Annotated in this window: 21 protein-coding genes; 10 read left to right on the top strand and 11 right to left on the bottom strand. The window is 75.0% G+C overall.

Annotated elements, in window-relative coordinates:
- Positions 1-4 precede the first annotated feature (4 nt).
- Genes wecB through IE170_RS26385 form a run of 5 tightly spaced genes read left to right on the top strand, consistent with a single transcriptional unit; the run spans position 5 to position 5,160 of the window.
- Positions 5-1,123: a non-hydrolyzing UDP-N-acetylglucosamine 2-epimerase gene (gene wecB / locus IE170_RS26405; RefSeq protein ID WP_189811938.1), complete on the top strand. Its 1,119-nt coding sequence runs from the start codon at positions 5-7 to the stop codon at positions 1,121-1,123.
- Between the two features lies 1 nt (position 1,124).
- Entirely contained in the window at positions 1,125-1,757 is a 633-nt protein-coding gene (locus IE170_RS26400) for a YveK family protein (protein WP_189811937.1), read from the top strand.
- Complete coding sequence (locus tag IE170_RS26395; protein ID WP_229885176.1) at positions 1,754-3,259, top strand: oligosaccharide flippase family protein; 1,506 nt, start codon at positions 1,754-1,756, stop codon at positions 3,257-3,259. The genes IE170_RS26400 and IE170_RS26395 overlap by 4 nt, the downstream gene beginning before the upstream one ends.
- A 5-nt stretch (positions 3,260-3,264) precedes the next feature.
- Positions 3,265-4,311, top strand: coding sequence for a hypothetical protein (locus IE170_RS26390; RefSeq protein WP_189811936.1), 1,047 nt, complete (start codon positions 3,265-3,267; stop codon positions 4,309-4,311).
- 42 nt (positions 4,312-4,353) lie between these two features.
- Positions 4,354-5,160 carry a glycosyltransferase family 2 protein gene (locus tag IE170_RS26385; RefSeq protein ID WP_189811935.1) on the top strand — a complete coding sequence of 269 codons (807 nt, stop codon included), beginning with the start codon at positions 4,354-4,356 and terminating at the stop codon, positions 5,158-5,160.
- Positions 5,161-5,185: 25 nt separating this feature from the next.
- Here IE170_RS26385 and IE170_RS26380 read toward each other — a convergent pair whose 3' ends face one another.
- Both IE170_RS26380 and IE170_RS26375 read right to left on the bottom strand, forming a co-directional pair.
- Positions 5,186-6,175, bottom strand: a complete 990-nt coding sequence (locus IE170_RS26380; protein ID WP_189811934.1) for a glycosyltransferase — start codon at positions 6,173-6,175, stop codon at positions 5,186-5,188.
- Complete coding sequence (locus tag IE170_RS26375) at positions 6,100-8,187, bottom strand: O-antigen ligase family protein (protein WP_223856970.1); 2,088 nt, start codon at positions 8,185-8,187, stop codon at positions 6,100-6,102. The genes IE170_RS26380 and IE170_RS26375 overlap by 76 nt, the downstream gene beginning before the upstream one ends.
- Before the next feature lie 86 nt (positions 8,188-8,273).
- Between IE170_RS26375 and IE170_RS26370 the strand changes: the two genes are divergently transcribed.
- Positions 8,274-8,933 (top strand): hypothetical protein, encoded by a 660-nt coding sequence (locus IE170_RS26370; RefSeq protein WP_189811932.1) that lies wholly within the window; start codon positions 8,274-8,276, stop codon positions 8,931-8,933.
- Positions 8,934-9,007: 74 nt separating this feature from the next.
- On the opposite strand, the gene IE170_RS26365 is transcribed toward IE170_RS26370, so the two are convergent.
- From IE170_RS26365 to IE170_RS26335, 7 genes are all read right to left on the bottom strand, one after another.
- On the bottom strand, positions 9,008-10,054 hold the full coding sequence (locus IE170_RS26365; protein WP_189811931.1) for a glycosyltransferase family 2 protein: 1,047 nt from the start codon (positions 10,052-10,054) through the stop codon (positions 9,008-9,010).
- On the bottom strand, positions 10,051-13,347 hold the full coding sequence (locus IE170_RS33265; protein ID WP_189811930.1) for a DUF4082 domain-containing protein: 3,297 nt from the start codon (positions 13,345-13,347) through the stop codon (positions 10,051-10,053). Before IE170_RS33265 ends, IE170_RS26365 begins: the two co-directional genes overlap by 4 nt.
- A 19-nt stretch (positions 13,348-13,366) precedes the next feature.
- Positions 13,367-14,482, bottom strand: a complete 1,116-nt coding sequence (locus IE170_RS26355; protein ID WP_189811929.1) for a DegT/DnrJ/EryC1/StrS family aminotransferase — start codon at positions 14,480-14,482, stop codon at positions 13,367-13,369.
- Complete coding sequence (locus IE170_RS26350; protein WP_189811928.1) at positions 14,479-15,291, bottom strand: NeuD/PglB/VioB family sugar acetyltransferase; 813 nt, start codon at positions 15,289-15,291, stop codon at positions 14,479-14,481. Before IE170_RS26350 ends, IE170_RS26355 begins: the two co-directional genes overlap by 4 nt.
- Positions 15,288-16,430 carry a DegT/DnrJ/EryC1/StrS family aminotransferase gene (locus IE170_RS26345; protein WP_229885174.1) on the bottom strand — a complete coding sequence of 381 codons (1,143 nt, stop codon included), beginning with the start codon at positions 16,428-16,430 and terminating at the stop codon, positions 15,288-15,290. The genes IE170_RS26350 and IE170_RS26345 overlap by 4 nt, the downstream gene beginning before the upstream one ends.
- On the bottom strand, positions 16,427-17,434 hold the full coding sequence (locus IE170_RS26340; protein ID WP_189811927.1) for an NAD-dependent epimerase/dehydratase family protein: 1,008 nt from the start codon (positions 17,432-17,434) through the stop codon (positions 16,427-16,429). The genes IE170_RS26345 and IE170_RS26340 overlap by 4 nt, the downstream gene beginning before the upstream one ends.
- 84 nt (positions 17,435-17,518) lie before the next feature.
- Positions 17,519-18,649: a Gfo/Idh/MocA family protein gene (locus tag IE170_RS26335; RefSeq protein WP_189811926.1), complete on the bottom strand. Its 1,131-nt coding sequence runs from the start codon at positions 18,647-18,649 to the stop codon at positions 17,519-17,521.
- Between the two features lie 458 nt (positions 18,650-19,107).
- Between IE170_RS26335 and IE170_RS33260 the strand changes: the two genes are divergently transcribed.
- The 4 genes from IE170_RS33260 to IE170_RS26315 all read left to right on the top strand — a co-directional run bounded on the left by IE170_RS33260 (position 19,108) and on the right by IE170_RS26315 (position 23,214).
- Positions 19,108-19,995 carry a glycosyltransferase family 2 protein gene (locus IE170_RS33260; protein WP_189811925.1) on the top strand — a complete coding sequence of 296 codons (888 nt, stop codon included), beginning with the start codon at positions 19,108-19,110 and terminating at the stop codon, positions 19,993-19,995.
- 163 nt (positions 19,996-20,158) lie between these two features.
- Entirely contained in the window at positions 20,159-21,439 is a 1,281-nt protein-coding gene (locus IE170_RS26325) for an MFS transporter (protein WP_189811924.1), read from the top strand.
- Between the two features lie 34 nt (positions 21,440-21,473).
- Complete coding sequence (locus tag IE170_RS26320) at positions 21,474-22,490, top strand: TolB-like translocation protein (protein ID WP_189811923.1); 1,017 nt, start codon at positions 21,474-21,476, stop codon at positions 22,488-22,490.
- A gap of 328 nt (positions 22,491-22,818) precedes the next feature.
- Positions 22,819-23,214, top strand: a complete 396-nt coding sequence (locus IE170_RS26315) for a C40 family peptidase (protein WP_229885172.1) — start codon at positions 22,819-22,821, stop codon at positions 23,212-23,214.
- A 139-nt stretch (positions 23,215-23,353) separates the two neighbouring features.
- Here the strand turns inward: IE170_RS26315 and IE170_RS26310 are convergent, their stop codons facing one another.
- Both IE170_RS26310 and IE170_RS26305 read right to left on the bottom strand, forming a co-directional pair.
- Entirely contained in the window at positions 23,354-24,268 is a 915-nt protein-coding gene (locus IE170_RS26310) for an oxygenase MpaB family protein (RefSeq protein ID WP_189811922.1), read from the bottom strand.
- A 50-nt stretch (positions 24,269-24,318) separates the two neighbouring features.
- Entirely contained in the window at positions 24,319-24,984 is a 666-nt protein-coding gene (locus tag IE170_RS26305) for a TetR/AcrR family transcriptional regulator (RefSeq protein ID WP_189811921.1), read from the bottom strand.
- Between the last annotated feature and the right edge of the window lie 87 nt (positions 24,985-25,071).

Below are 25,071 nucleotides of genomic sequence, written 5' to 3'. Positions count from 1 at the left end.
CCCCATGCGCCGGATCATCTGCGTGGCCGGAGCCCGGCCCAACTACATGAAGGTCAAACCGGTGATGGACGCGCTGGAGCGGCACGGCGCCGACGTCGTGCTCGTCCACACCGGGCAGCACTACGACACCGCGATGAACGACGTCTTCTTCCGCGACCTCGGCATCCGGCCGCCCGACCGGCACCTCGGCGCCGGGTCGGGCGGCCACGCCGAGCAGACGGGCCGGGTGATGGCGGCCTTCGAGCCGCTGCTGGCCGAGCTGGCGCCGGACGCGGTCGTGGTCGTCGGCGACGTCAACTCCACCCTGGCCTGCGCCCTCGTCACCGCCAAGGCCGGCCCGCTCCTCGCGCACGTCGAGGCGGGCCTGCGCAGCCGGGACTGGAGCATGCCGGAGGAGGTGAACCGGGTCGCCACGGACCGGGTCAGCGACTACCTGCTCGCGCCCTCCGCCGACGCGGCGGCGAACCTGCGGGCGGAGGGGTACCGGGAGGACCAGGTCCACGTCGTCGGCAACGTCATGATCGACACCCTGCTCGCCAACCTGGAGCGGGCCCGCCGCTCGGACGTACTGGACCGGTTCGGGCTCACCCGCGGCGGCTACGGCCTGGCCACCCTGCACCGGCCCGCCAACGTCGACGACCCGGACGCGCTGCGCGGCCTGCTCAAGGCCCTGGGGCGGATCGGCGGGCGCTGCCCGCTGGTGCTGCCCGTCCACCCACGGGCCGAACAGCGGCTGCACGCGGTCGGCGTACCATCCGGGATCCGCCTCGTGCCGCCCGCCGGATACCTCGACTTCATCGCGCTCCAGGACTCCGCCCGCGTGGTGCTCACCGACTCCGGGGGCGTCCAGGAGGAGACGACCGCGCTGGGCGTGCCGTGCGTGACCCTGCGGAACAACACGGAGCGGCCGGTCACCGTCGACGAGGGCACCAACGTCCTCGCCGGCACCGACCCCGACCGGATCACCGCCACCGTCCACCGGGTCCTCGACGACCCGCCCGCGCCGCGCTGCCCCGCGCTCTGGGACGGCCGGGCGGGCGAGCGCATCGCCCGCGTACTCCTGGACGGAGGCACGGCGCGGACCCGGCCGCGGCCGACGGACCTCGTACGGGGGGCGGCGTAGCTTGGATCTCGCGGAGATCTGGCGGGTCGTGTGCAGACGCTGGTACGTCCTGCTGCCCGGACTGCTGCTCACGGCCGCGCTGACCGCCGGCGTGTACCTGCTCGTCCCGGTGGAGTACCGCTCGCAGAGCACCGTGACGCTGCTCAACTCCAGGAAGGCCACGGAAGCGTTCGACGGCAACCCCTTCCTCAGCACCCAGGCCTCGCTCACCGGCATGGCCGACGGCCTGGCCCGCAACCTCAACTCGGACGAGTCGCGCGCCGCCCTGAAGTCCCGGGGCCTCACCGGGGAGTACGAGGCGAAGATCGCCGACAACGCCCAGGGCCCGTTCATGTGGCTCACCGTCACCGGCACCGATCCGGCCCGCGTCCTGAAGTCCGACGAGCTCCTCACCTCCTACGCCGAGAAGCGGCTGAACGAGTTCCAGGCCGGCCAGAAGGTGCCCGCGGAGGCCATGATCCGGATGGCGACGATCGTGCCGCCGCAGAAGCCCGAGGCGCAGACCAAGGCCCGCGTCCAGTACCTCGCCATGGCGGGCGCGCTCGGCTTCGTGCTGAGCCTCGTCGCGACGTTCTTCGTGGAGGCCCGCGCGCGCGGCCGTGCAGCCCGGGCCGTCCCCGAGGACGCGCCGTGACGGCCCCGGGGCCCGGCGCCGCGCCCCCGCAGCCGGCGGCCGCCGCCACCCCCTCCCTGGGCCGCAAGGTCTCGGCGGCCGCCCGCTGGAGCCTGGTCAACACGGTCGTCATGCGCCTCGGCAACTTCGCGACCGGCATCATCCTGGCCCGCTGGTTCCTCGGCCCGGAGGCCTGGGGCGTGTACGGGCTCGCGCAGACGGTGCTGCTGGTGCTGCTCTCCGCGAACGAGCTCGGCGTCACCCTCGCACTCGTCCGCTGGGAGGGCGACCCGCGCCGCTTCGCCCCGACCGTCCTCACCCTGAGCACCGCCGCCAGCTGCGCCCTGTACGCCGCCCTGTTCGCGGCGGCCCCCGCGGTGGCCCGGGTGCTCGGGTCGCCCGAGGCGTCCGGGGTGCTGCGGGTGATGTGCGTGTGCGTCGTCCTCGACGGGCTGTCCCAGGTGCCGGCCGGCATCCTCACGCGGGAGTTCGCGCAGGGCCGCCGGATGGCCGTCGACGGCGCCAACTTCGTCCTCAGCACCGGTGTCACCCTGCTGCTGGCCGTGCAGGGCTGGGGCGCGATGAGCTTCGCATGGGGCGCCGTCGCAGGCAACGCGGCGGCCCTCGTGGGCTGCTGCCTGGCCGCGCCGGGCACGCTCCGCTTCGGCTGGGACCGGGCGCAGGCGCGGGCGCTGCTGCGCTTCGGTCTGCCGCTCGCCGGGGCGAGCCTGCTCGCGCTCGGCGTGGTGAACGTCGACACCATGGTGGTGGGGTCCACGCTGGACCGGTTCGCGCTGGGCTTCTACGTCCTCGCCTTCAACATGTCCGGCTGGCCGGTGCGGATCGTCTCCGAGGCGGCCCGCCGCGTCTCGTTCGCGGGGTTCTCCCGGCTGGCCGAGACGCCGGCGGCGCTCGCGGACGGGTTCGGGAGGGGCCTGGGCATCGTGATGACCGGCACGGTCCCGCTGTGCGTGCTGCTCGCCGCGCTCGCCGCGCCGCTCGTGGAGCTCGTCTACGGCGCGCGGTGGCTGCCGGCCGCGGCGGCCCTGCCGTGGCTGATGGCGCTCGGCCTGATCCGGATCGGCTGCGAGCTGGCGTACGACTGCCTCGTCGCGGTCGGGCGCCGCCGGCTGCTCATCGGCGTGCAGGGCCTGTGGCTGGTCCTCCTCGTCCCGGTGCTCGTCTCGGGCGCCGGGGCGGGCGGGATCGTGGGCGTCGCCCAAGGGCACGTCCTGGTGGCGGGAGGGATCGTCGTGCCGGTGTTCCTCTACGCCCTCCGCCGGGCCGGCGTCGGCCCGGGCACGGTCGCCCGGGCCTGCGCCCGGCCCGCGCTCGGCGGCGTCGTGATGATCGCCGCGGTGACCGGCCTGCACCGGCTCCTCGGCGACGGCGTACCGGCCCTGCTCGCGACCGGTGCGGCCGGGACCCTCTGCTACGCGGTGTGCGTCCTGCCGGACCTGGCACACCTGCGCGGCACCGGTCGGCGGGCACCCGCCGTGCCGGCGGACGGCGACGGAGGCTGAGGACCATGGCGATGCCGGCAGACGGGAAGCGCCGCGCGGCGGCCTGGGCGGTGGCCGGACTGCTGCTCGCCGCCGTCCTGAGCCTGTACCAGGCGCGGCACTCGGGCGGCGGCACGCCGCCCGCGTCCGCCGCACACTCCGCGCCGCCCCGCACCGCAGCGCCCGGAGCGGCGGGACCCTGCCCCTCCCCCGCGGCCTGCGGGTTCCCCGACGAGCACTCCACCGGCCCGCGGATCCCGCTGGAGCGGCACGACACCGGCGACATGTCGATCAGGCAGGACGGCACCGTCATCAAGGGCTGGGACATCCGCGGCTCGCTGGACGTCTACGCCAACGACGTGACCGTCGTCGACAGCCGGATCACCTCCGCCAACTGGTGGGGCGTCAACCTCCGCCCGGGCTTCCGCAACCTGCGGATCCTGCACACCGAGATCACCGCCGTCCCCGGGAAGGGACCCGACAACGGCGGTGTGAACTACGCCGTCTCCAACATGGGCACCGACTCCGTCGAAGTCGGCTGGTGCGACATCTCCGTCTTCGGCAACGCGCTCTCCACGGGCCAGGGCGATCTGCACGACAACTACGTCCACGACATCGTGCCGTTCCGCAACAAGACCGGCGAGTGGCAGCACACCGACGCCGTCATCAGCGGCGGCGGCAGCAAGGGCCGGCTCGTGGTGCGGCACAACACCCTCCTCAACCCGGTCCCCGTGGACCGCGGCGCCACGGCGGCGGTGGGGCTCTTCGCCGACACCGGCACCGTGTCGTCGGTCGTCGTCGACCGGAACTGGCTCGCCGGCGGCGCCTACACCCTCTACGGCGGCGGCCCCGGCGCCACCGGCATCGAGGTCACGGACAACGTCTTCTCCACCCAGTACCACCCGCACGGCGGGGCCTACGGGCAGGTCGCCGCGTGGAACGCGGGCGGTGCGGGCAACGTGTGGCGCGGCAACCGCACCAGCGGCGGAAAGCCGGTCGTCCCGGAACCCGCCCCGTCGCCCACGCGCACACCCGCGCCGACGCCCACGCCGACGCCCGTGCCCACGCCCTGACCGACCGCGGACCCCGCGAACACCCCGCCCCGAGAGGACGACATGCGCCGCATCGCCCGCGCCCCGTGGGAGCTCCTCAAGCGGGCCTTCGGCTGGCTGGTGCTCTTCGAGGTTCGCAACAAGCTCCTCCTCGCCCCCTCGGCGCTGCGCCTGCGCCGCCTGGAGGACGCCGAGACCGCCCGGCTCGCGGCCCTGCTCGGCCGGCCGCCCGCCGCCCTCGTCGCCACCGTGATCGCCACGCACAGCCGCCCCGACGCGCTGCGGGCCGCGGTCCGCTCGGCCCTCGCCCAGACGGTCCGCGACCACGTCGTGGTGGTCGTCGACGACGGCGCCGGCCTGCCCCCGCTGCCCTCCGAACCGCGGCTGTTCGCGGTCTCCCTCGCCCGCAACACGGGCACGGCGGGTGTCGTCCGCAACGTGGGGATACGGCTGTCCCGCTCACGGTACGTGGCGTTCCTGGACGACGACAACCTGTGGGAGCCCGACCACCTGGAGCAGGCCCTCGCCGTGCTGGAGCGGCCCGGCGGGCCCGACGGCGTGTACACGGCGCTGCGCCGGGTGCTGCCCGACGGCACGGAGCGGGACGTGCTGTCGGTGCCGTTCGACCGGCGCCGGGCCGCCCGGGAGGCCTTCCTCGACACCAACGCGTTCGTGGCGCGCCGCAGCCGCTCGCTGCACTTCAGCCGGCTGCGGCGCCCTCCGGAGGTGCTGCCGCGGGAGGACTGGGAGCTCGTACGCCGCTACGCGCGCCGGCACGAGGTGCGACACCTCCCGCGGGCCACCGTCCGGTACCTGGTCAACCCGGAGAGCTTCTACACCGCCTGGGACGGCGCCCCGCCCGCCGGCTGACCGGGGACGGCGGCGGTCCCGCGGGTCACGGCCGCGGTGCGGCCCGCCGGTCGGCGCGGCCGGCGAGGGCGCGGGCGGCGGCCCGGCTCGCCTCCCGGCCGAGCGCGGCGCGGGAGGCCTCCCGGAGCAGGACTGCGGCGCGGAAGGCGGCGGTGGCCGCGGCTCCGTGTCGGCGGGCGTAGAGGCGGACCCGGTTCACGGTGAGCAGGGTCCACAGGCGCGGGGAGACCTGCGAGTCGCCGCCGAGGTGGACGGCAGTGGCCGCGGGTTCGAGGCGGGTGGCGAAGCCGAGGTCGCGGGCGCGCAGGCAGAACTCGGTCTCCTCGGAGTACAGGAAGAACGTCTCGTCCCAGGGCCCGCAGGCGTCGAGGCAGTCCCGGGAGACGGCCATGAGGGCCCCGGTCGCCCAGTCGGCGACGGTGGCCCGCCGGTAGGCCGCCGGGTCGGTGACGAGCTCGCTCCACCGGGGGAAGCGCCCGGCGCGCCGGTTGCCGATGACGGCCTCGCCGAGCGCCCGCGTGACCTGCGGTTCGCGGCGCAGCGAGTGGTGGAGGGTGCCGCCCGGGTCGTGGAGCAGGGGGACGGTGATGCCGACGCGGCGGCCGCCGGACAGGGGTGCGTCGAGGGCGTCGACGAGGAGGCGGGCGCAGCCGGGCAGGATCCGGGTGTCGGGGTTGCAGACGAGGGCGGCGCGGGGGCCGTCGTCCCAGGCCGCGGCGGCCGTGAGGGCGGCGTTGACGCCGGCCGCGTAGCCGGCGTTGCGGCCGGTCCGCACGAGGGTCGCGTCCGGGGCGAGGCGGCGGAGCAGGTCGGGGGTGCCGTCGGCGGAGGCGTTGTCGGCGACGACGAGCCGCCAGTCGGTGCCGGCCATCCCCTCGGGCAGCGAGGCCAGGAACCCGGGCAGGACGGCGGCGCTGTTCCAGGTGACGGCGACGACGGCTACGGGACCGGTACGCGGGCCGGGGCCCGGTGCGGGCAGGAGGCGGTGGGCGGGCAGGGGCCGGTGTGAGGGCATGGGGACTCCACGGTGGGGTGCTGCGGCGCCGCGCGCCGGAGGAAGCCGAGGTGGCTGCCGCCGGCGGCGAGCGTGAGGAAGAACATCCCGGCGAACATGGGGAAGCTGAGGCTGTCGAACGTGGCGCTGATGACGAGCGCGACCACGGCGGACGCGAAGAACGCCTGGCCCAGCTCGCGGTCGTTCTCGGTGCGGGCCAGGCGGCGGATCGCGCCACCCTGGTGGATGCCGGTGAGGAAGAGCAGCAGCAGTGCGGCCAGTCCGACCAGGCCCATTTCGGCGAGGGTGAGCATGTACTGGTTGTCGGTGAAGAAGTACAGGTCCGGGGTGAACGTGCCGAAACCGCGGCCGAACAGGGGGCGTTCCTGCAGGTAGGGGACGATCGCCCCGTACTTGACGGTGCGCGCCTGGGTGCTGCTGTCCCCGTTCGACAGGAACGAGGCGAACAGGGCGGTGATGGTGCCGATCAGCCCCGGGATCACCACCTTGAACGCGGCGACCGCTCCGCACAGCAGCCCGATCGCGGCCCACCGGCGCTCCGGTTTCCAGCGCGGCACCATCACCAGGACGACCAGCAGGGCGCCGATGATCGACGTGCGGGAGACGGTGAGCGGCAGGGCGCCGCCCATGAGGGCGACGGGGGCCCAGCGCCGCCAGCGGGCGAGGGTGCGGCGGGCCGGGTCGAGGGCCTGCTGCACGGCGAACGGCAGCAGGAGTGCGAGCATTCCGCCGAATTCGAGGGGCTGGGCGGTGGTGGAGCGGGGCCGGGTGAAGGAGCCGCGGTCGAGGGTGGCGATCTGCGGCACGCTGGACTGGAGGCCGGGGAGGGTGATGCCGTCCGCGATGTTGGTGGCGGTGAAGAAGTCGTGGAAGCCGATGGCGGCGACGGCCGCGCCCATGACGACCATGCGGCGCATGAGGACGTCCAGCCGGGACCGGTCGTGGATGCCGGCGGTCGCCAGGACGACGAGGGAGACCCATACGAGCAGGCCGATGAGGCCGCGGTCGGCGCCGAGGACCTCCTTCTGGGAGCTGCCGCGGGTGGCGTTGGCCAGGTAGGAGCCGAGGACGGCGAGCGCCAGCAGCAGCATGACCGTGCGGGGCGGCCGGATCGCGGCCGGGGGGCGGATGCGGCCGGTCAGCCAGCCCGCCAGGTACCAGAACAGGCAGAGCAGGGCGTACGCGTTGGCGGGGGTGCCGACGCCGCCGAGGCCCGGCAGGGTGAGGTTGGAGGGGATGAAGAAGGCGAGGGCGAGGTAGCCGCTGAGGAGCGCGGTGGCGTCGGGGCGGCTTCCGCGGTGGCGCCGCGGGCGGCTGTGGCCGGCGCGTACGGCCGTCCGGCCCGCACGCGGCTCGGGGCCGGGCGCTGCGGGGGCGCCCTCGGCGGGTTCGGCGGCGGCGCACCTGCGGCGGCGGGCGGTGAGGACGCTCTCCACGGCGAAGGAGAGGGTGAATCCGGCTGCCGTGCCGGCGATCACCACGGCGAGCACCTGCTGGTGGCGGCTCTTGAGGAGCGGCACCGGCGTCTGCGGCAGGACCACGGGCGCGGTCTGCACGAAGTGGCCGGGCTGGACGCCCGCGGCGGCCTGGAGGGCGGTCAGCTGCTCCCCCGCGAAGGCGGTGAGGGTGTTGGTCTCCTCCAGGACCTCGGCGCGGTCGGTGCCGGTGACCGACAGGGTGAGCATCGGGCCGGAGGCGTTGGCGGCGAAGCCGACCGTGTACGGGTCGGTCACGCCGAGTCCTTGGAGGGCGCGTGCCGCGTCCGCTCCCGACAGGGTGCGGATCAGGACGTCCGCGGTGACGACGAGCGAACCCCCGGCGTTGGAGAGGGGGTTGCCGAAGGCCGGGGCGAGCTGGGCGACCTCCGTGGAGTCGAGCAGGGCGATCGAGCTCTGCGACTCGTACTCCACGGGCACGGAGCGGTGCAGGTGGAAGCCGGCGAGCAGGCCGAGGAGGGTCAGGGAGGCCATCACGTACCAGCGGCGGCGCAGCACCCCGCCCATTTCCCTCATGTTCACGTCCGCCCCCGCAAGGTGCCGGATCCGATGGCGGGGCGCGCCGGGGGCTGCGAGGATCGTGCGGGACGGAAGGAATGCCCGTGTCCCCAGGCGAGTTGGCCCGTGTGCTGCGTCGGCGCTGGTACGTGCTGCTGGCGGTGGCGGTGCTCGCCGCGGCGGGGGCCGTGCCGGTGCTGCGGCCGGAGCCGGTCCACGTGAGTTCGGCGATCGTGGTGCTGAAGCCGCCGGTGACGGGCCGGCACCCGAACCAGTTGACGAACCTCCAGCCGCCGCTGGCTGCGGTCTCCTACGCCGCGGTGCAGCAGCTGGAGTCGGCGGCGGGCCGGCAGGAGCTCCGGGCGGCGGGCGTGGCCGGGCGGTACCGGCTGATGCCGCGCAACAGCGGGACGAGCGTCACCCCGCGGTACCTGATCCCCTCGCTCCAGGTGCAGGCCGAGCACCGGGATCCGGCCGTGGCGAACGCGGTGGTCGGGAAGGTGATCGAGGCGTACGGCCGGCGTGTGGCGGCGATGCAGGACCGCGAGGGCGTGCCGGCGGGGGCACGGATGAGCGTGGACGTGCTGGTGCCGCCGGCCGCGGCGGAGCAGCGGGGCACCAAGAGCCGGGGACTGGCCGGGGTGGCGCTGCTGGCCGTGGTGGCCGGCGTGTCGGCGGCGCTGTGGGCGGACCGGCTGCCGGCCCGCCGCCTGCGGCGGGCCGGGGAGGCCCAGCGGGTGCCGGGGGCCGCGGCGGTCGGCTGAGCGGGCCCCCGACGGGGGCCGGGACCTCCGCGCAGGGCGGTGATCCCGGTGGGGCTGGTGGTGCCGGTGGGGCATCAGATGCCCCGCCGCTTCCACGACTGCCACCACAGCCACTCCCGTCCCCGGTCGGCGACGGCCGAGAGCACCAGCGGCTGGAGGTACGGCATGGCACGCGCCCCGATGCGCCGCCGCCGCTGGAGGGCCCGGTATTCGGGGAGCGCACGGTAGCCGGGCAGGCACTCGGCCGCGAACTCCTCCAACTCGCCCACCGGGACGACCGCGGTGCGCCCCCGGTCGTACGCCCGGTAGGCGCGGCGCAGCGCGTACCGGGCGAGGCGGGTGCGTGCGGCCTCGGCCAGCCGGTCCCTGTCGGGGAGCAGGTCCCCGCACTTGGCGAGCACGGAGTCGAAGGCCACCAGGCGCTGGCGGAGGTCGTCGAGCTGCCCGCCGAAGTCGGTGATGGACATGTTGGTGCCGTGGACCCGGTAGAAGGCCTGGTCGGCGCCGCGGACGTAGCCGACGTCGGCGTGGGCGGCGAGCCGCATCCACATCTCGATGTCGCCGGCGTGCGGGAGCTGCGGGTCGTAGCCGCCGACCTTGCGCTGGAGGGCGGTGCGGACGACGACCTCGGGGGAGGTGATGCAGCCGGTGCCCTCGCGGAAGCGCCGCTCCAGCCACCAGTGGCCGGGGTAGACGGCGGTGCCGGTGCTGCGGGTCCGGGCGTGCGGGAGCGGGCCGCCGTGGCGGAAGCGCAGTGGCCGCCCGTAGGCGAACCCGGCTTCCGGGTGGGCGTCGAGGAGGGCGGCGGCGCGGGCCAGGGCGCCGGGGACGAGCCGGTCGTCGGCGGACAGGAGGGCGACGTAGTCGCCGTCGGCCCATTCCAGGAGGCCTTCGTTGTAGGTGGCGATGTGGCCCTTGTTCCGTTCGTGGACGTGGACCTCGATGCGCGGGTCGGAGGCCGCCAGGGCGCGGGCGACGTCCGCGGAGTCGTCGGGCGAGGCGTCGTCGATGATCAGGACGCGGACGTCGACGCCGGGCTGTTCGTCGAGGGCGCTCCTGACGCAGTCGGCGAGGAAGTGTCCGTACTTGTGGCAGGGGATCACGACGCTGACGGTGCTCACGGGCCGGTCACCTCCGTCGGGCCGGACTGCGCGGCCGCCGGGGGGGCGGTGGTGAAGACGGGGCCGACCCAGTAGTTCACGGACCCGAAGGTGTTCGTCGGGAAGGCGCTGGAGGCCCCGTACTTGTAGAGGCCGTTGGCGCCGCCGCTGCCGTCGGCGGGGGCGAGGAGCGGGTAGGAGCGGTGGGAGGCGGCGAAGTAGCCGCCGTCCACGGCGTAGTTGCCGTTCGGTGCGTGGTAGGAGACCACGTACGTCGTGCCCGCGGTGATCGGGACGGGGGTGCTGAAGGTCATCTGCTGCCAGCCGGAGAGGGTTTCGCTGCCGAAGGTGCCGGTGGCCAGGAGTTGGCCGGTCGCGGACCAGAGGCTGCCGGTGTGGGTGCCGGTGTTCCTCGGGCCCTTGTAGAAGGTGACGCCGGTGACGTGGCCGTTCACGGCGGACTGGAAGCGGGTGCCCAGTTCGACCGGGTTGGTGTCGCCGGTGACGTTGGCGGTGGTGGGCGTGGTCCCGCTGCCCCAGAGGGTGCAGGGGCAGTTCACCTGGGGCGGGCTGGGGCTGGTGGTGAAGGTCCAGGTGGCCGGTTGCGGCATGGTGTTGCCCCACAGGTCGGTGGCCTTGACCGACACCGTGTAGGTGGTGTTGAGGGCGAGTTCGCCGGTGGGGGTGAAGGTGGCGCTGTTGGCCGCGCCGAGGACCTTGCTGCCGGGCACGGTCGTGCCGCCTGCGTCCTTGACGGTGAACTCCAGGCCCTCGGAGTCGACGGCGGTGCTGAAGGTGGCGGTGACCGCGGTGGTGATGGCGGTGCCGGTGGCCGCGGACTGCGGGGTGGTGCCGGTGACGGTGGGCGGGTTCGTGCTGGCGGTCGAGGTGTCGAGGACGGCGTCCACCCAGTAGTTGCTTCCGGCGGCGGCCTTGTTCGGGAAGCCCCCCGAGGAGCTGTAGCGGTAGACGCCGTTGCCGCCGTCGGTGCCGCTGCGCAGGGCGGTCAGGGGGGCGAGTCCCGCCGCGGCCCCGGCGAAGGTGTTGTCGAAGGAGTAGCCGCCGTTGGGGGCGAAGTACGAGGCGATGTACGTCGTGTCGGGTTTGATCGGGACCGGGGAGGAGAAGTTCAGCTGCTGCCAGCCGGAGGCCGTCTCGTTGGTGAACGTGCCGGTGGCGAGCCGCTGCCCGCCGGCGGACCACAGGCTGCCGGTGTGGGTGCCGGTGTTGGCGGGTGACTTGTAGAAGCGGACGCCGGTGATGGATCCGGGCACGGAGGAGCGGACCTTCACGCCGAGTTCGACGGCGCTGCCGTCCCCGGCGTTGACGGTCCCCGGCACGGCCGCCGCCGGCCACACGGTGCAGGGGCACTGCTGGGGCCCGACGGTGAGCTGGACGGTGCTGGTGGGGCCGGTGTTGACGCTGTCGTCCACCGCGCGGACCTTGATCTGGGCCGGTCCGGGCGTGGTCGGGGTCCACTGGTGGCTCCACGAGGCGACGCCGTCGGCGGCCTTCCACGTGGTGCCGCCGTCGGTGGAGACCTCGACCCGGGCCACGACCCCGCCGCCGCTGTCCGTGGCGGTGCCGGTGAGGGTGACCGGCCGCAGTGCGGGCACGGTCGCGCCGGCTGCCGGGGCGGTGACGGCGACGGCCGGTCCCGCCGTGTCCGCCGAGGCGGTCGCCGGGACGAGGTCGGACTGGAGGGACCCGGGCTGGACGCCCATGTCGGCGAAGACGTTGACGGTGGCCTGCTGCATCCGCTTGTCGGCGGTGACGACGGTGTCGTCGGGGTTGTGCGTGGGCATGTTGGTCAGCCCCCATGACCACTGGACGGTTCCGGTCCCGAAGACGAGGGCGCGGGAGGCCGGGTCGCGGAAGGCAACCAGGCTGTGGGTGGCGGTGCCGTTGCCGTAGGTGTTGCCGTAGTCGAGGCGGAGCTTGCCGTCGTCGATGTCGACGGTGGTGGAGGAGAGCTGGATCTGGCCGGGCGGGCGGGCCGCGTCCTCCACGTCGCTGTCCCATTCGTAGCCGAGGGTGCCGGCCGGGAAGGTGGCGGTCTGGGAAGGGGCCAGCTCCGCGACGCTCGTGCCCCGCCAGATCCGCATCTTGGCGAACCTGCCGGGGACGGTGATCGCGTCGGCGCGGTAGCCGTTGACGCTGAACAGGGAACCGGTCAGCTGGTTCTGCGGCTGGTAGGGCCGGCCGTTCGCGGCGCTCGCCGGGTCCATGAAGGTGCCCGTCCAGATGCCGCTGGGGTCGGGGATGCCGTTCGGCTGCGGGAAGGAGAGCTTGGTCTCCTTGTAGCAGACGAGGGTCCGGTCGGGCGTGCCGGTGCCGTCGATGCTGGGGGCGAGGCGGGTCTTCCAGAAGATCTCGTTCCCGCTGAAGTACGTCTGGTGGACGCCCGCCTTCCGGGCTTCCAGGGCGTTGGTGAACTGCTCCTGCGTCCAGTACTCGTCGTGGCCGGAGGACAGGAACACCTTGTGGTTGCGCAGCAGGGTCGCTCCGCGGGTCGACATGTCGATTCCGGAGACGTAGCTGACGTCGTAGCCGTTGCGCTCCAGCCAGGCGATCATCTGGTACTCGGAGCCGTAGATGCCGTTCTCGCCGCCGATGTCCATCGGCCGGTTGTAGCTGACCTCGTAGGCGCGCCCGTCGGGTGCGGGCCCGGCGCCGTCGTAGAGGTCCTGGCCGCCGTAGTTGTTGTAGGCCTGCCAGGTCTGGTCGCTGGTCTGGACGACGATGTCGGAGCGGCTCGCGTCGTTGCGGACGACGAACGGGTAGGGCATGACGCCGTTGCCGTCGGCTTGGTCGAAGTTGGCGAGGTACAGGCCCGACACGGCGTCGGCCGGGACCGTCCAGGTGGCGGTGACGGGCCAGTTGCCGCAGTCGACGAGGCCGGTGGCGGGCTTGGTGGTGCAGGCCGCCGGGCTGCCGCCCGGGGCCACGTTCGCCGGGTGCGTCTGGGCGGCCTGTGCCGCGGTCGACATCAGGCGGGCGCCGGCGCCGCCGTAGTGGCCCAGCCGGTACACCGACACCCGGTACGGGGTCGGCGACTGCACCTTGAACTGCACGGTGTCGCCCGCCTGGACGCTCATCCGGGAGGTGAAGCCCTTGATGTCGCCGTAGGCGCTGGGCGCGAACCAGTCGGGCATCGGCGTGCCCGGCTTGGAGTTCTCGCACACGACGGCGTTCGCGGTGGGGCCGCAGGGGTCGGCCGCCCCCGCCGCGGCGGACGGGGGCAGGACCGTGGCCAGCAGGGCGGCCACCACGGTGAAGAGGCCGTACCGCAGCAGCCTTGTCCGTTCTTTCATCTGTACCTCTTGTGGGGTGTCAGCGCAGGGCGTCGGTGAGCGCGTCCACGACCCGCTGCTGTTGCGCGGCGGTGATCTGCGGGAAGAGCGGAAGGGAGAGCATCCGCTCCGCGGCGCGCTCGGCGTGCGGGAAGTCCCCCGGGCCGTGGCCCAGGTGCCGGAAGGCGGGAGTCAGGTGGACGGGTGCCGGGTAGTGCACGCCGGCGCCGATGCCCTCCGCGTTCAGCTTCCCGACGACGGCGTCGCGGTCCGCTCCGGCGACGCGGACGACGTACAGGTGCCAGACGTGGACGTTGCCCTCGGCGGTGGCGGGCAGGGTGAGCCGCCCGGACTCCGCGAGGTCGGCGAGGAGCGCGTCGTAGCGTGCGGCGGCGGTGCGGCGGGCCGCGTTCCCGGCGGCGAGCCGGGTGAGTTTCGCGCGCAGGACGACGGCCTGGAGGCCGTCCAGGCGGCTGTTGAACCCGGCCACGTCGTGCCGGTACTTGGCGGTGCCGCCGTGGTTGGCGAGGGCCCGCACCAGGTCGGCGGCGTCCGCGTCGTCGGTGACGACCGCGCCGGCGTCGCCGTACGCGCCGAGGTTCTTGCCGGGGTAGAAGCTGGTCGCGGCGATCGTGCCCCGGCCGGGCGGGCGGCCGGCGCGGGTGGCGCCCTGGCTCTGGGCGGCGTCCTCGACGATCCGGGCGTGCGCCGGGAGCTGCGCGGCGAGCTCGGCGGCGGGCGCGCACTGGCCGTACAGGTGGACGGGGACGACGGCGCGGGTGGCGGCGCCGACGGCGTCCAGGGCGGCCTGCGGGTCGATGAGCAGGGTGTCGGGCAGGCAGTCGACGAGGACGGGCCTGGCGCCGATGCGGGCGACGGCGCCGGCGGTGGCGATGAAGGTGTTGGCGGGCAGGACGACCTCGTCGCCGGCGCCCGCTCCGGCGGCCCGCAGGGCCAGTTCCAGGGCGTCGGTGCCGTTGGCGGTGCCGACGCAGTGCCCGACGCCGGCGAAGGCCGCGTACTCGCGCTCGAAGGCGCGGACCTCGTCGCCGCCGATGAAGGCGGTGTCGGCCAGGACGCGGTCGAACCCGGCGCGGACCTCCTCCGCGACCTCGGCGTGGGCGGCCTTGAGGTCGACGAGCGGTATCCGGTTCATGCGTGTGTGCTCCCCATCGGTGTCTGCGGCCCGCGGCCGGTGTGCGGTGCGTGCGGCGGCGGCGGTGGCGGTGCCCCGCCGGGTGCGGTCCGCGGGTCTCGCCGGTGCAGCTCGGCGAGGGCCGGGGGGCCGGCGTCGCGGAGTCGGCGGGCCGGGCTGCCGGCCCACACCTCGCCGGGCGGCACGTCGGTGAGGACGGTGCTGCCCATGCCGGTCAGCGACCAGGCGCCGACCGCGGTGTGCTCGCGGACGAGGGCGCCCGCGCCGACGTACGCGCCCCTCCCGATGCGGACGCCGCCGCCGAGGCGGACCCCGGAGGCGAGCGTCGCGAAGTCGGCGACGGTGTCGTCGTGGGTGAGGACGGTGTGCGGCATCACCGCGACGTGCGCGCCGACCCGTACGGCCGCGGTGAGCACGCAGTGCGCGAGCAGGACCGTGCCGGGGCCGGCCGCCGAGGAAGCCGACACGGCGGCCGTCGGGTGGACGACCGTCGCGTACCGGCTGTCGGGCAGCGCGAGGCGGCGTACGAGGCGGGCCCGGACCGCCTGGTCGCGGGGGCTGCCGGCGCAGACGACGACCTGCGCGTCGGGATGGTCGTGGACGAGGTCGCAGCCGCCGAGGACGCGGGCGCCGTCGACGTCGGTGCCGTGCAGGGCGGGGTCGTCGTCGAGGTGCCCGGCGAGCCGCCACCGCGGGGCGCGGCCGGCCGCGAGGTCGGCGGCGGCCGCGGCGCGGACTGCCTGGGCGGTCTCGCGGGCGAACCCGCCCGCGCCGACGACGAGCAGGTCACCGGTCGCGGGGGCGGTCATCCGCCCGCCTGTTCGTGCAGGACGGCCGCCACCCGGTCCTGCTGTGCGTGCGTCATGGTGTGGAAGAGCGGGAGGATCAGCGAGTTCCGGCTGATCCGCTCGGTCACGGGCAGCGGGGCGGTCGCGTGCCCGGCGTACGCCGGCTCCAGGTGGGCGGCCATGATGCCGCGCCGGGCCGAGATCCCGGCGTCCGCGAGCGCTTCGAGGACGGCGTCGCGGCCGGCGGGGAAGTCCTCGGCGAGCAGGACCCAGTACGACTGGAAGTTGCCCTCGCCGTGGGCGGGGTCGCGGACGGGGCGCAGGCCCGGGATCGGGGCGAGGAGCTGCTCGTACCGGGCGGCGAGCTCCCGGCGCCGGGAGACGATCTCGTCGAGCCGGCCGAGCTGGACCAGGCCGACCGCGGCCTGGATGTCCGTCATCCGGTAGTTGTAGCCGACTTCCAGGTAGCGCTCGGCGATGGGTCTGCCGCTCGCGTGGCGCTGGGCGGCGGAGACGCTCATGCCGTGTTCGCGGAGCCTGCGCAGCCGTCCGGCCCAGGCGGCGTCGTCGGTGGTGACCATGCCGCCCTCGCCGGTGGTGATCACCTTGCGGGGGTGGAAGGACCAGGCGGCGATCAGGGCGCCGTGCCCGACGGACTTGCCGCCGACGGTGGCGCCGATGCCGCAGGCGGCGTCCTCGACGAGGGCGAGGCCCCGGTCGGCGCAGGCGGCGCGCAGGGCGTGGACGTCGGCGGGGACGCCGCCCTGGTGGACGGCGAGGACGGCCCTGGTGCGCGGGGTGCGTACGGCGTCCACGGTCTGCGGGGTGAGGTTGCCGGTGGCTTCCTCGACGTCGGCGAAGACGGGGCGGGCGCCGGTGTGGAGGACGGCGTTGGCGGTGGCGATGAAGGACAGGGACGGGACGACGACCTCGTCGCCGGGGCCGAGGCCGACCGCGATGAGCGCCAGGTGCAGGGCGGTGGTGCACGAGCTGACGGCGATGCCGTGCTCGGCGCCGACCCGCTCGGCGAAGGCCCGTTCGAAGGCGGCGGCGCGGGGGCCCTGGGCGACCCAGCCGGAGCGGACGGCGTCGGCTGCGGCGCGGGCCTCCTCCTCGCCGAGCCAGGGGACCATGACGGGGATGCGCTCGGGGGCGGTCACCGGCGGGCCTCCGGCACGTCCTGGGCGGCGACGCCGGCGGCGGCGCGTTCGGCGCGCCACCAGTCGACGAGGTCCCTCAGGCCGGTGGGCAGGTCGATCGCGGCGGTGAAGCCGAGGCGTTCCGCGGCGCGCGAGGTGTCGGCGAGGCGGCGGGTGACGCCGTTCACGGCGCGCGCCGGACCGTGCTCGGGGGCGGAGCCTTCGGCGCCCATGGCGTCCAGCAGCCCGGCGGCGAGCTCCAGGAGGCTCGTCTCCGTGCCGCTCGCGATGTTGAACACCTCGTCGGTGAGGTCCGATTCGGCGGCCAGCAGGTTGGCGCGGGCGATGTCGCGGACGTCGACGAAGTCCATGGTCTGGGTGCCGTCCCCGAGGATCAGCGGGGGCTCCCCCGCGGCGATGCGCTCCATCCACCGGATGAGCACCTCGGTGTACAGGCCGTGGATGTCCATGCGGGGGCCGTAGACGTTGAAGTAGCGCAGGGCGACGTAGTCGAGGCCGTACATGGCGTGGAAGCTGCGCAACATCCCTTCGTTGAAGGCCTTGGCCGCGCCGTAGAAGGTGTCGTTGTTGTACGGGTGGTGGCGCTCGGTGGTGGGGAACTCCTCGGCGAGCCCGTAGACGGAGGCGGAGGAGGAGGCGACGACCTTGGACACGCCGGCGGCCGCGGCGGCCTCCAGGACGTTGAAGGTGCCGTCGACCAGGACCTCGTTGGCCAGGCGCGGCTCCTGCGCGCACTGGGTGATCCGGAGGGCGGCGAGGTGGAAGACCAGGTCGGCGCCCTCGGTGGCCTTGCGCACGGCGGCCGTGTCGCGGATGTCGCCCTCCCGGACGTCGACGACGCCGCTCGGCAGGGCGCGGGCCAGGTTCTCGGTGCGGCCCCGGGTGAAGTTGTCGAGGACCACGACCTCGCGGGCCCCGTTGTCCACCAGCAGGTCGACCAGGTGGGAGCCGATGGTGCCCGCTCCCCCGGTGACCAGGATCCTCTTGTCTCTTACGCTGCTCAACGCCCTGCCCCCATCGGTTCGCTCATGTGCCGTGGTGTCCTGTGCGGTGGTTGCGGTGTGCGGTGCGGCGGCGCTCGGCGGCCGTCAGCGGCCGGTGCGCAGGCCGACGACGGCGCCGCGGAATTCGAGGCTGCGGGAGGCCGCTTCGAGGATGTCGAGGACCTGGAGGCCGGCCCGGCCGTCGGTGAGGGCCGGGCGGCGGTGGCGGACGGCGGCGGCGAACTCCTCGACCATGGTGCGCAGGGCCTCCTTCTCGCCGAGGGCGGGGGCCACCATGTCGCCGGTGCGGTAGGAGACGAGCGCGTCGCGGCGCTGTTCCTCGCGGAGTTCCTGCGGTGCGGTGAGGTCGACGCCGCGGTCGTAGACGGCGACGCGCTGGGAGGGGTTGAGGTCGTCCCAGACGAGGGTGCGCTTGGAGCCGCCGACCATGGTGGTGCGGACCTTCACCGGGGACAGCCAGTTGACGTGCACGTGGGCGATGGCGCCGGTGTCGAGCTGGAGGGTGAGGTAGGCGACGCAGGACTGGCCTGCGCCGATCGGGTCGGCGCCGTGGGCGGCGACCGCGACGGGGCGGACGCTGTCCGGGAGGATGAAGTCGAGGACGGACAGGTCGTGCGGGGCGAGGTCCCACAGGACGTCCACGTCCTTCTGGACGAGGCCGAGGTTGATCCGGACGGAGTCGACGAACTGGATGTCGCCGAGTTCGCCGGAGCGGACCAGTTCGCGGATGCGGGCCACGGCCGGGGTGTAGCAGTAGGTGTGGTCGCACATGAGGGTCAGGCCGCGCTCCTCGGCCTCGGTGACCAGGCGCAGTCCGTCCTCGTACGTGGCGGCGAGGGGTTTCTCCACGAGGACGTGTTTGCCGGCGCGGAGGGCGGCGAGGGCGACGTCGAGGTGGGTGCCGGCCGGGGTGGCCACGGCGACGGCGTCCACGGCGGGGTCGGCCAGGACCGCCGCGTAGTCGGAGGTGGCCTGGACGGTGGAGTAGCCGCCGAGCACCCTGCGGGCGCGGTCGGCGTCGAGGTCGCACAGCCAGCGGAGCCGGAAGGCGGGGCTCGCCTGGAAGTTGCGGACGAGGTTGGGGCCCCAGTATCCGGCGCCGACGACGGCGACCCCTAATGGCTCCTGCGGCGCCGGCTCCCGGCCGGCGGGCGCCCCGTCCGGCGCGGCCTCCCGGGCCGACTGCTGCGCGGTGTCCTTCGCGGTGCCCTTCACGGTGGTTCCCCTTCCCTGCGCACGCCCGGCTGGCGTGTCGACGACCCATGGCCGGGTGGCGTGCCAAGGAAGGTGGGGCCGTGCCCGCCCGCGGGCACGCCGGACGCTTGTGCGGCCCGATTGCGACCCGTTCGACGGCGGTACCCCCCGCGGCCGATGCCGACGCGGGTGCCACGCGGCGCGCGGTGTGCTTCCGCGGCCGCGGTGTCCCCGCGTTTCCCCTGCCCCCCGGCCGTCCGGCACCCCTCGCGCCGGTCCGGCCCCGAAATCGGACGGCCCTTACCCCCGGGCCGCCGAAACCGATCGTTCCCCCACTTCCCCCATGCGGCCGGACTGGGGCGCCGCCGTGGCGCGCCGGGTCCGGTCGATGGCGTTCAATCTAGACCACCGTCCTTGTGTGCGTGGGGAGTTGACGGAATCGACCGGCACCGGGGAGTGGGCGTGGGCATACTCGCGGGGTGACCAGCATCGTGATACCGGCGCACAACGAGGCCCGGGTCATCGGCCGCCTCCTCGACGCACTCCTGTCCGACACCGCGGCCTCCGGGACGGGCCCTGCGCCCGACATCGTGGTGGTCTGCAACGGCTGCACGGACGACACCGCCGCGGTGGCGGGCGCCCGCGGCCCCCGGGTCCGGGTGGTGCAGACGCCGGTGCCGGGCAAGCACGGCGCGCTCCGGCTCGGCGACGAGCACGCCGAGGGCTTTCCCCGGCTGTACGTCGACGCGGACGTCGTGCTGCGCGCGGCGGACGTAAGGGCGCTGGAGGCGGCCCTGGCCGACGGGCAGGGGGTGCTGGCGGCGGCTCCGGGCCGGGACCTGCCCCTGGTGGGCTGCGCCTGGGCGGTGCGCGCCTACTACCGGGTGTGGCAGCTGCTCCCGGCGGTCCGCGAGGGGCTGTTCGGGCGGGGGGTCATCGCGGTGACGGAGCGGGGGCACGCGCGGATCGCCGCACTCCCGCCGGTGATGGCGGACGACCTGGCGGCGTCACTGGCGTTCGCTCCGGCCGAGCGGCGGGTCGTGGAGGAGGCGCGGGTCGTCGTCAGCCCACCGCGTACGTGGGGCGACCTGCTCAGACGGCGGATCAGGGCGGCGACGTCCTCGGCGGAGCTGGAGCGGGTGCAGGCGGCGGCGCGCGCCGCAGGGGCCGGCGGCGGCCGGGCCGCTCCGTCCGCGCGCACCGGGGCGGCCGACCTGCGGGCGCTGGTCCGGGCGCAGCCGGGCCTGCTGCCGGCGGTCGGCGTGTTCCTGGTGGCTGCCGTCGCCGCCCGCCGCGGTGCGCGCCGGGCGGTCCGGGCGGGGGACTTCTCCACTTGGCTGCGCGACGAGAGCAGCCGCGAGGGCTGAGAGACCGTGTGCCGGGCGGCCACCCCAGCCAGGGTCGAATCCGGCCCCGTGAGGCCCGGTTGGCCATTGCGTCCATCGGGGCCGCGCGGCGCCCGCCGGTCGCCTAGGGTGCGACCGTACGTACGAGTGAGGCAGATCCCGTCGGCACCAGGAGCCGTACAGCATGTACCTCGCGGACCGCTCCGCGCCCGCCGGCGCGAAGGGAGCAGGCGGCGGCGCACGGCGACGCCGGGTCGTCGCCCCGACCGTGCTCGCGCTGGGCTCGGTGAGCCTGGTCACCGACGTGTCCTCCGAGATGGTCTCCGCCGTGCTGCCGCTGTACCTGGTGGCGGGGCTGGGCCTGAGTCCGCTCGGGTTCGGCGCGCTCGACGGCGTCTACAACGGGGTGGGCGCGCTGGTGCAGTTGGCCGGCGGGCACCTCGCGGACCGGGTCCGCAGCCACAAGCTGGTCGCGGGCCTCGGGTACGCCCTGTCGGCGCTGTGCAAGCCGCTGCTGCTGCTCGCGCACGGCCTGGGCCCGGTGGCGCTGGTCCTCGCCCTGGACCGGACCGGCAAGGGACTGCGGACGGCGCCGCGGGACGCGCTGATCTCCCTGGCCGCACCCGCCGGGGCGCAGGGGCGGGCCTTCGGCGTACACCGGGCGATGGACACCACCGGGGCGCTGCTCGGGCCCCTTGCGGCGTTCTTCGTCCTGAGTGCGGCCGTCGGCGGGTACGACGCCGTGTTCGGGGTCAGCGCGTGCGTCGCCGCCCTGGGTGTCGTCGTCCTGGTGCTGTTCGTCCCGTCCGGGCGGGCGGCGGCCGCTCGCGCCTCGGGGGGCCGAGGGCAGCCGCACGGCCCGGGGCTGCGGGAGGCGGCAGCGCTGCTGCGGCGGCCGCGGATACGGCGTCTGGCGGTGTGCGCGTCCCTGCTGGGCCTGAGCACAGTCAGCGACGCCTTCCTGTACCTGCTGCTGCAGGACCGCACCGGGCTGGGCGAGCGCTGGTTCCCGCTGCTGCCGCTGGGCACGGCGGCGGTGTTCCTGCTGCTCGCGGTGCCCGCGGGGGCGCTCGCGGACCGGATCGGGCGCCGTGCGGTCTTCCTGGCCGGGCACGGGCTGCTGCTCGGCGCGTACGGCCTGCTGCTGTGGGCGCCCGGCTGGCAGGGGCTGCCGCTGCTGGTGGTGGGGCTGCACGGCCTGTTCTACGCCGCCACCGACGGGGTGCTCCCGGCGGCGGTGGCCGGGGCCGTGCCGGAGGGGCTGCGGGCCACCGGCATGGCGCTCGTCGGCACCGGCCAGGCGCTGGCCCGCTTCGGCTGCTCCCTCGCCTTCGGTGCCGCGTGGACGGTGTGGGGCGGCGGTACGGCGCTCGCCGCGGCCGCTGCCGGACTGTGCTGCTGCGCGGCCTTCGCCTGGTACGCGCTCCGCCCCGACGGCCGCGGGCGCCGGCCCTCCGCCCCCTGATCGACCCCTGCTCGCGAGCGACCCGAGGAACCCGATGACCCGCTCCCGCCGTCTGCTGATGCTCCTGCTGGCCGTCCTGCTCCTCGGGGGCGCCGGCACGGCGGTGGTGCTGCGCGCCGCCGCCCGCGCCGAGCAGGCCCGGCAGGGCGACCCGGTCGCCGTCCCGGGCAGCGTCGCCCTCGACGGCGGCGACAGGCTGGTCTTCGTCAACGGGGCCCCGGGCCCGCACCGCGGGGCGGTGGTGTCGGTACCCGGCGGCGAGCCGCGGGCCGAGCGGACCGCGTCGGGGCTCACCTGCCGGCGGTTTCACGCGGCGGCCGGCACCGGCGTGTGCCTGAGCTCCGCCCCGGGGGCGCTCGCGCAGGACAACCGGGCCGTGATCGTGGACTCCGGGCTGCGCCCGGTCCGCAGCTTTCCGCTCGCGGGGACGCCGTCGCGGGCGCGGGTGTCCCCCAGCGGGCGGTTCGCCGCCTGGACGGTCTTCGTCAGCGGGGAGTCGTACAGCTCGGCGTTCTTCTCGACCCGTACGGCGATCGCGGACACCCGGACGGGCGCGCTGGAGCCGGACCTGGAGAAGTTCTCCGTGACGATGGACGGCCGGCCCTACAGTGCGGCGGACGTGAACTTCTGGGGTGTGACGTTCAGCGGGGACGACGACACGTTCTACGCCACGCTGGCGACGGCGGGGCAGACGCACCTGGTCAAGGGCTCGATCTCGCGGCGCAGCGTCACGACCCTCGCCAAGAACGTGGAGTGCCCGTCGCTGTCGCCGGACGAGACGCGGATCGCCTACAAGAAGCGGGTGCAGCGGGGGGCTTCGCTGTGGCGCGAGCACGTGCTCGACCTGCGGACGCTGCGCGAGCAGCCGCTCGCGGAGAAGCGGAGCGTGGACGACCAGGCGCTGTGGCTCGACGACCGCACGCTGGCGTACGGGATCCCGGCCGACGGTGCGGCCGACACGACGGACCTCTGGACGGTACGGGCGGACGGTTCGGGTGAACCGCGCCTGCTGGCGCCGGCGGCCTCCTCGCCGACGCGCCCCGTCTCGTGACGGCGGCGTATCGGCCCCTTCCCCCACTCGAACAGCCCCCACGACCGGTCATATGATCTGCCATTACACCCGCTCCTTTACCCAACCGAGATATTCCAGGGCGTGTCCGAAAACAGCGCTTGCGCGTACGTCGGAGAACAATGGGCGCTCGTCGGGAGCCGTTACGCATGTCACTTCGATGAACTGCCGTGGAAAGCGGTGGCTGTTCAACATGAATGCGAAGGGATCACGATTGACGAACGCCGGAGTGGAAAGACCGAGGCCGTACGGAGGCCGCACTGCAGGACGTCGGGCCCCCCAGGGGTGCGCCTTCTTCCTCATAGTGGCGGTGGCCACCGTCTCCGTACCGGCCACACCGGCCCACGCGGCCTCCCCGTACGGCGCGAAAGCCGTCGCGGTGGCCGCGTCCAAGGAAGGCGCCCCTTATGTGTACGGCGCCACCGGGCCCCGGCAATTCGACTGCTCGGGCCTCACGCTCTACGCCTTCCGGAAGGCGGGGCGGAAACTCCCCCGCACGGCGGACCAGCAGTACGACAGCACGCAGCACATTTCGCGCCGCCAGCGCGCTCCGGGCGATCTCGTCTTCTTCCCCAAGGGGGCGACGATGAGCCATGTGGGAATCTACGCCGGCCACAACAAGATCTGGCACGCGCCCAGACCCGGCACCCGCGTCCGGCTCGAACGCATCTGGACCAACAAGGCCCGCTACGCCCGGGCCAATTGACAGGCCCCGGCAGACCGCCCGCACGCCGCGGCGCATCCCCGCCCGAAGACGCCGCCGTCCGGCGGCCGTCGGGGACACGTGTGCCCACGGCTCCGGACCCGGTGCGGTGTTGGCCGTACCTACGCGTACGCCCCGCCGCTCATCGGGAGGGGGCCGCGGACCGCCCGTGACCGGGGCGGCGCGGTGTACCGGGCGGGGTGCGCAGCACCCAGCCCACGAGCCGGACGGCGGCGCCGCCCGCCAGCCGGGTGTACCTGCGCTCGAACGGGAGCCTCGGGCGCAGGCCGAGTTCGGCGCGGGCCCATTCCGGGAGCAGGTCCACGGCGGCCGCGGCGAGCGCCGCATAGGGCGGCCGCAGCGGCCACGGCACCGGCGGGCGGCGCAGCAGGAACCGGGCCGCCTCGCGGGCCTGCGGGGTGCCGCGCAGCTGCGGGCGGTAGGCCGTGAGGCGGGCGCCGAGCTCGGCCACGGTGCGGGGCGGCCTGCGCACGCCGAGCGCGGCCCCCACGCGCGCCATCCCCGCGACGTACTCGTCCTGCTCGGCCGGGCCGAGCCGGCGGGCCCCGTAGCGCTGGTGGGCGCCGAGGAAGCAGCTCACCTCGGCGTCGTGCACCCACTCCAGCAGGACGGGGTCGGCGGCCGCGTACGGCTCCCCGCCCGGCGCGGTGCCGTGCACCGTCCGGTGGACGGCCTTGACGCGGTCGACGGCGTGCTGCGCGTCCTCCGCGGTGCCGTAGGTGGTGAAGGCGAGGAAGGTGCTGATGCTCTGGAGCCGGCCCCACGGGTCCTCGCGGTAGTCGGAGTGCTCGGCGACCGCCGCCATGGCCAGCGGGTGGAGGGACTGCAGCAGCAGGGCGGCGATCCCGCCGACGAATAGCGCCGCGTCGGCGTGGACCCGCTGGACGGGCCCGTCCGCGGGGAACCAGCGCGGGCCCGGGGTGAGGTGGATCCGGTCCCGGTTCTCCGGGCCGGACGGTCCCGCCACCCGCCGGAAGAGCGCCTCGCCCATGCGGGTCCTGGTGTGTGCGACGGCGGACCGCCACTGCCGCCCCATGAGTGCATTATCCCCCGGCCGGGTCCTCCGCTCCGAGCCGCTCGGGCCGGTCAGCGGAAGGCGCCGGCGCGCGCGGCCGCCGCGGCGGCCCGGGCGGCGCGGCGCGGCAGCCCGGGGTCGGGGGCGCTGCGCAGCAGCAGGAGCTCCTGGTAGACGGGGGCGGTGGCGGCGACGAGCAGGGCGCGGACGGCGCCGGCCCCGGGGGCGGGCGGGCCGAGCTCTCCGCGGGCGGCCGCCCGGTCGGCGAGCACGGCGCAGCGGGCGTAGCGGTCCTCCCAGAACCGGCTGAGGGCGCCGGCGGCCTCAGGGGAGCGGAACGAGGCGGCGATCAGGGCGGCGGTCAGCCCGGAGCCGGCGGCGAGGGCGTCGTAGACCTCCTGGTTGAGAGCGGTGAGGTCGCCCTCCAGGGACCCGGTGTCCGGGGGCGCCCAGGTGTCGTCGGCCGCGGCGTCGAGGAGGTCCGCGAGGAGGCCGCCCACGTCGCGCCAGCGCCGGTAGACGGTGGTGCGGTGGACGCCCGCACGGAGGGCGACCGCGTCGACGGTGAGGCCGTCGTACCCGGATTCGAGGAGGACCGCGCCGACGGCGTCGAGGACCTGGGCGCGGACGCGGGCGCTGCGGCCGCCGGTGCGGCGGCGCACGGGCGGGGCGCCTTCGGGTGCCGCGGCGGATGCGCCGGGATCGGGATCACTGCTTGCGGAGGTGCCGGATTCCATGGCAGCATCCTAACGCAACATTCGTCGATTTAAGGAGCTCCCGGTGCTCGTGCCCCGCAACCCCCGCCCCGCCGCCCCCGCCATGCC

The organism is Streptomyces toxytricini (assembly GCF_014649915.1).
In the GTDB taxonomy this organism is placed as follows: domain Bacteria; phylum Actinomycetota; class Actinomycetes; order Streptomycetales; family Streptomycetaceae; genus Streptomyces; species Streptomyces toxytricini.
This window is presented reverse-complemented; position numbering and strand designations above follow the sequence as displayed.

What these genes read in the sequence shown, in the direction of transcription:
- wecB (WP_189811938.1), top strand. Translation starts at nt 5, where the DNA reads ATGCGCCGGATCATCTGCGTGGCCGGAGCCCGGCCCAACTACATGAAG.
- IE170_RS26390 (WP_189811936.1), top strand. Translation starts at nt 3,265, where the DNA reads ATGGCGATGCCGGCAGACGGGAAGCGCCGCGCGGCGGCCTGGGCGGTG.
- IE170_RS26385 (WP_189811935.1), top strand. Translation starts at nt 4,354, where the DNA reads ATGCGCCGCATCGCCCGCGCCCCGTGGGAGCTCCTCAAGCGGGCCTTC.
- IE170_RS26380 (WP_189811934.1), bottom strand. Translation starts at nt 6,175, where the DNA reads ATGCCCTCACACCGGCCCCTGCCCGCCCACCGCCTCCTGCCCGCACCG.
- IE170_RS26375 (WP_223856970.1), bottom strand. Translation starts at nt 8,187, where the DNA reads ATGAGGGAAATGGGCGGGGTGCTGCGCCGCCGCTGGTACGTGATGGCC.
- IE170_RS33265 (WP_189811930.1), bottom strand. Translation starts at nt 13,347, where the DNA reads ATGAAAGAACGGACAAGGCTGCTGCGGTACGGCCTCTTCACCGTGGTG.
- IE170_RS26355 (WP_189811929.1), bottom strand. Translation starts at nt 14,482, where the DNA reads ATGAACCGGATACCGCTCGTCGACCTCAAGGCCGCCCACGCCGAGGTC.
- IE170_RS26350 (WP_189811928.1), bottom strand. Translation starts at nt 15,291, where the DNA reads ATGACCGCCCCCGCGACCGGTGACCTGCTCGTCGTCGGCGCGGGCGGG.
- IE170_RS26325 (WP_189811924.1), top strand. Translation starts at nt 20,159, where the DNA reads ATGTACCTCGCGGACCGCTCCGCGCCCGCCGGCGCGAAGGGAGCAGGC.
- IE170_RS26320 (WP_189811923.1), top strand. Translation starts at nt 21,474, where the DNA reads ATGACCCGCTCCCGCCGTCTGCTGATGCTCCTGCTGGCCGTCCTGCTC.
- IE170_RS26310 (WP_189811922.1), bottom strand. Translation starts at nt 24,268, where the DNA reads ATGGGGCGGCAGTGGCGGTCCGCCGTCGCACACACCAGGACCCGCATG.
- IE170_RS26305 (WP_189811921.1), bottom strand. Translation starts at nt 24,984, where the DNA reads ATGGAATCCGGCACCTCCGCAAGCAGTGATCCCGATCCCGGCGCATCC.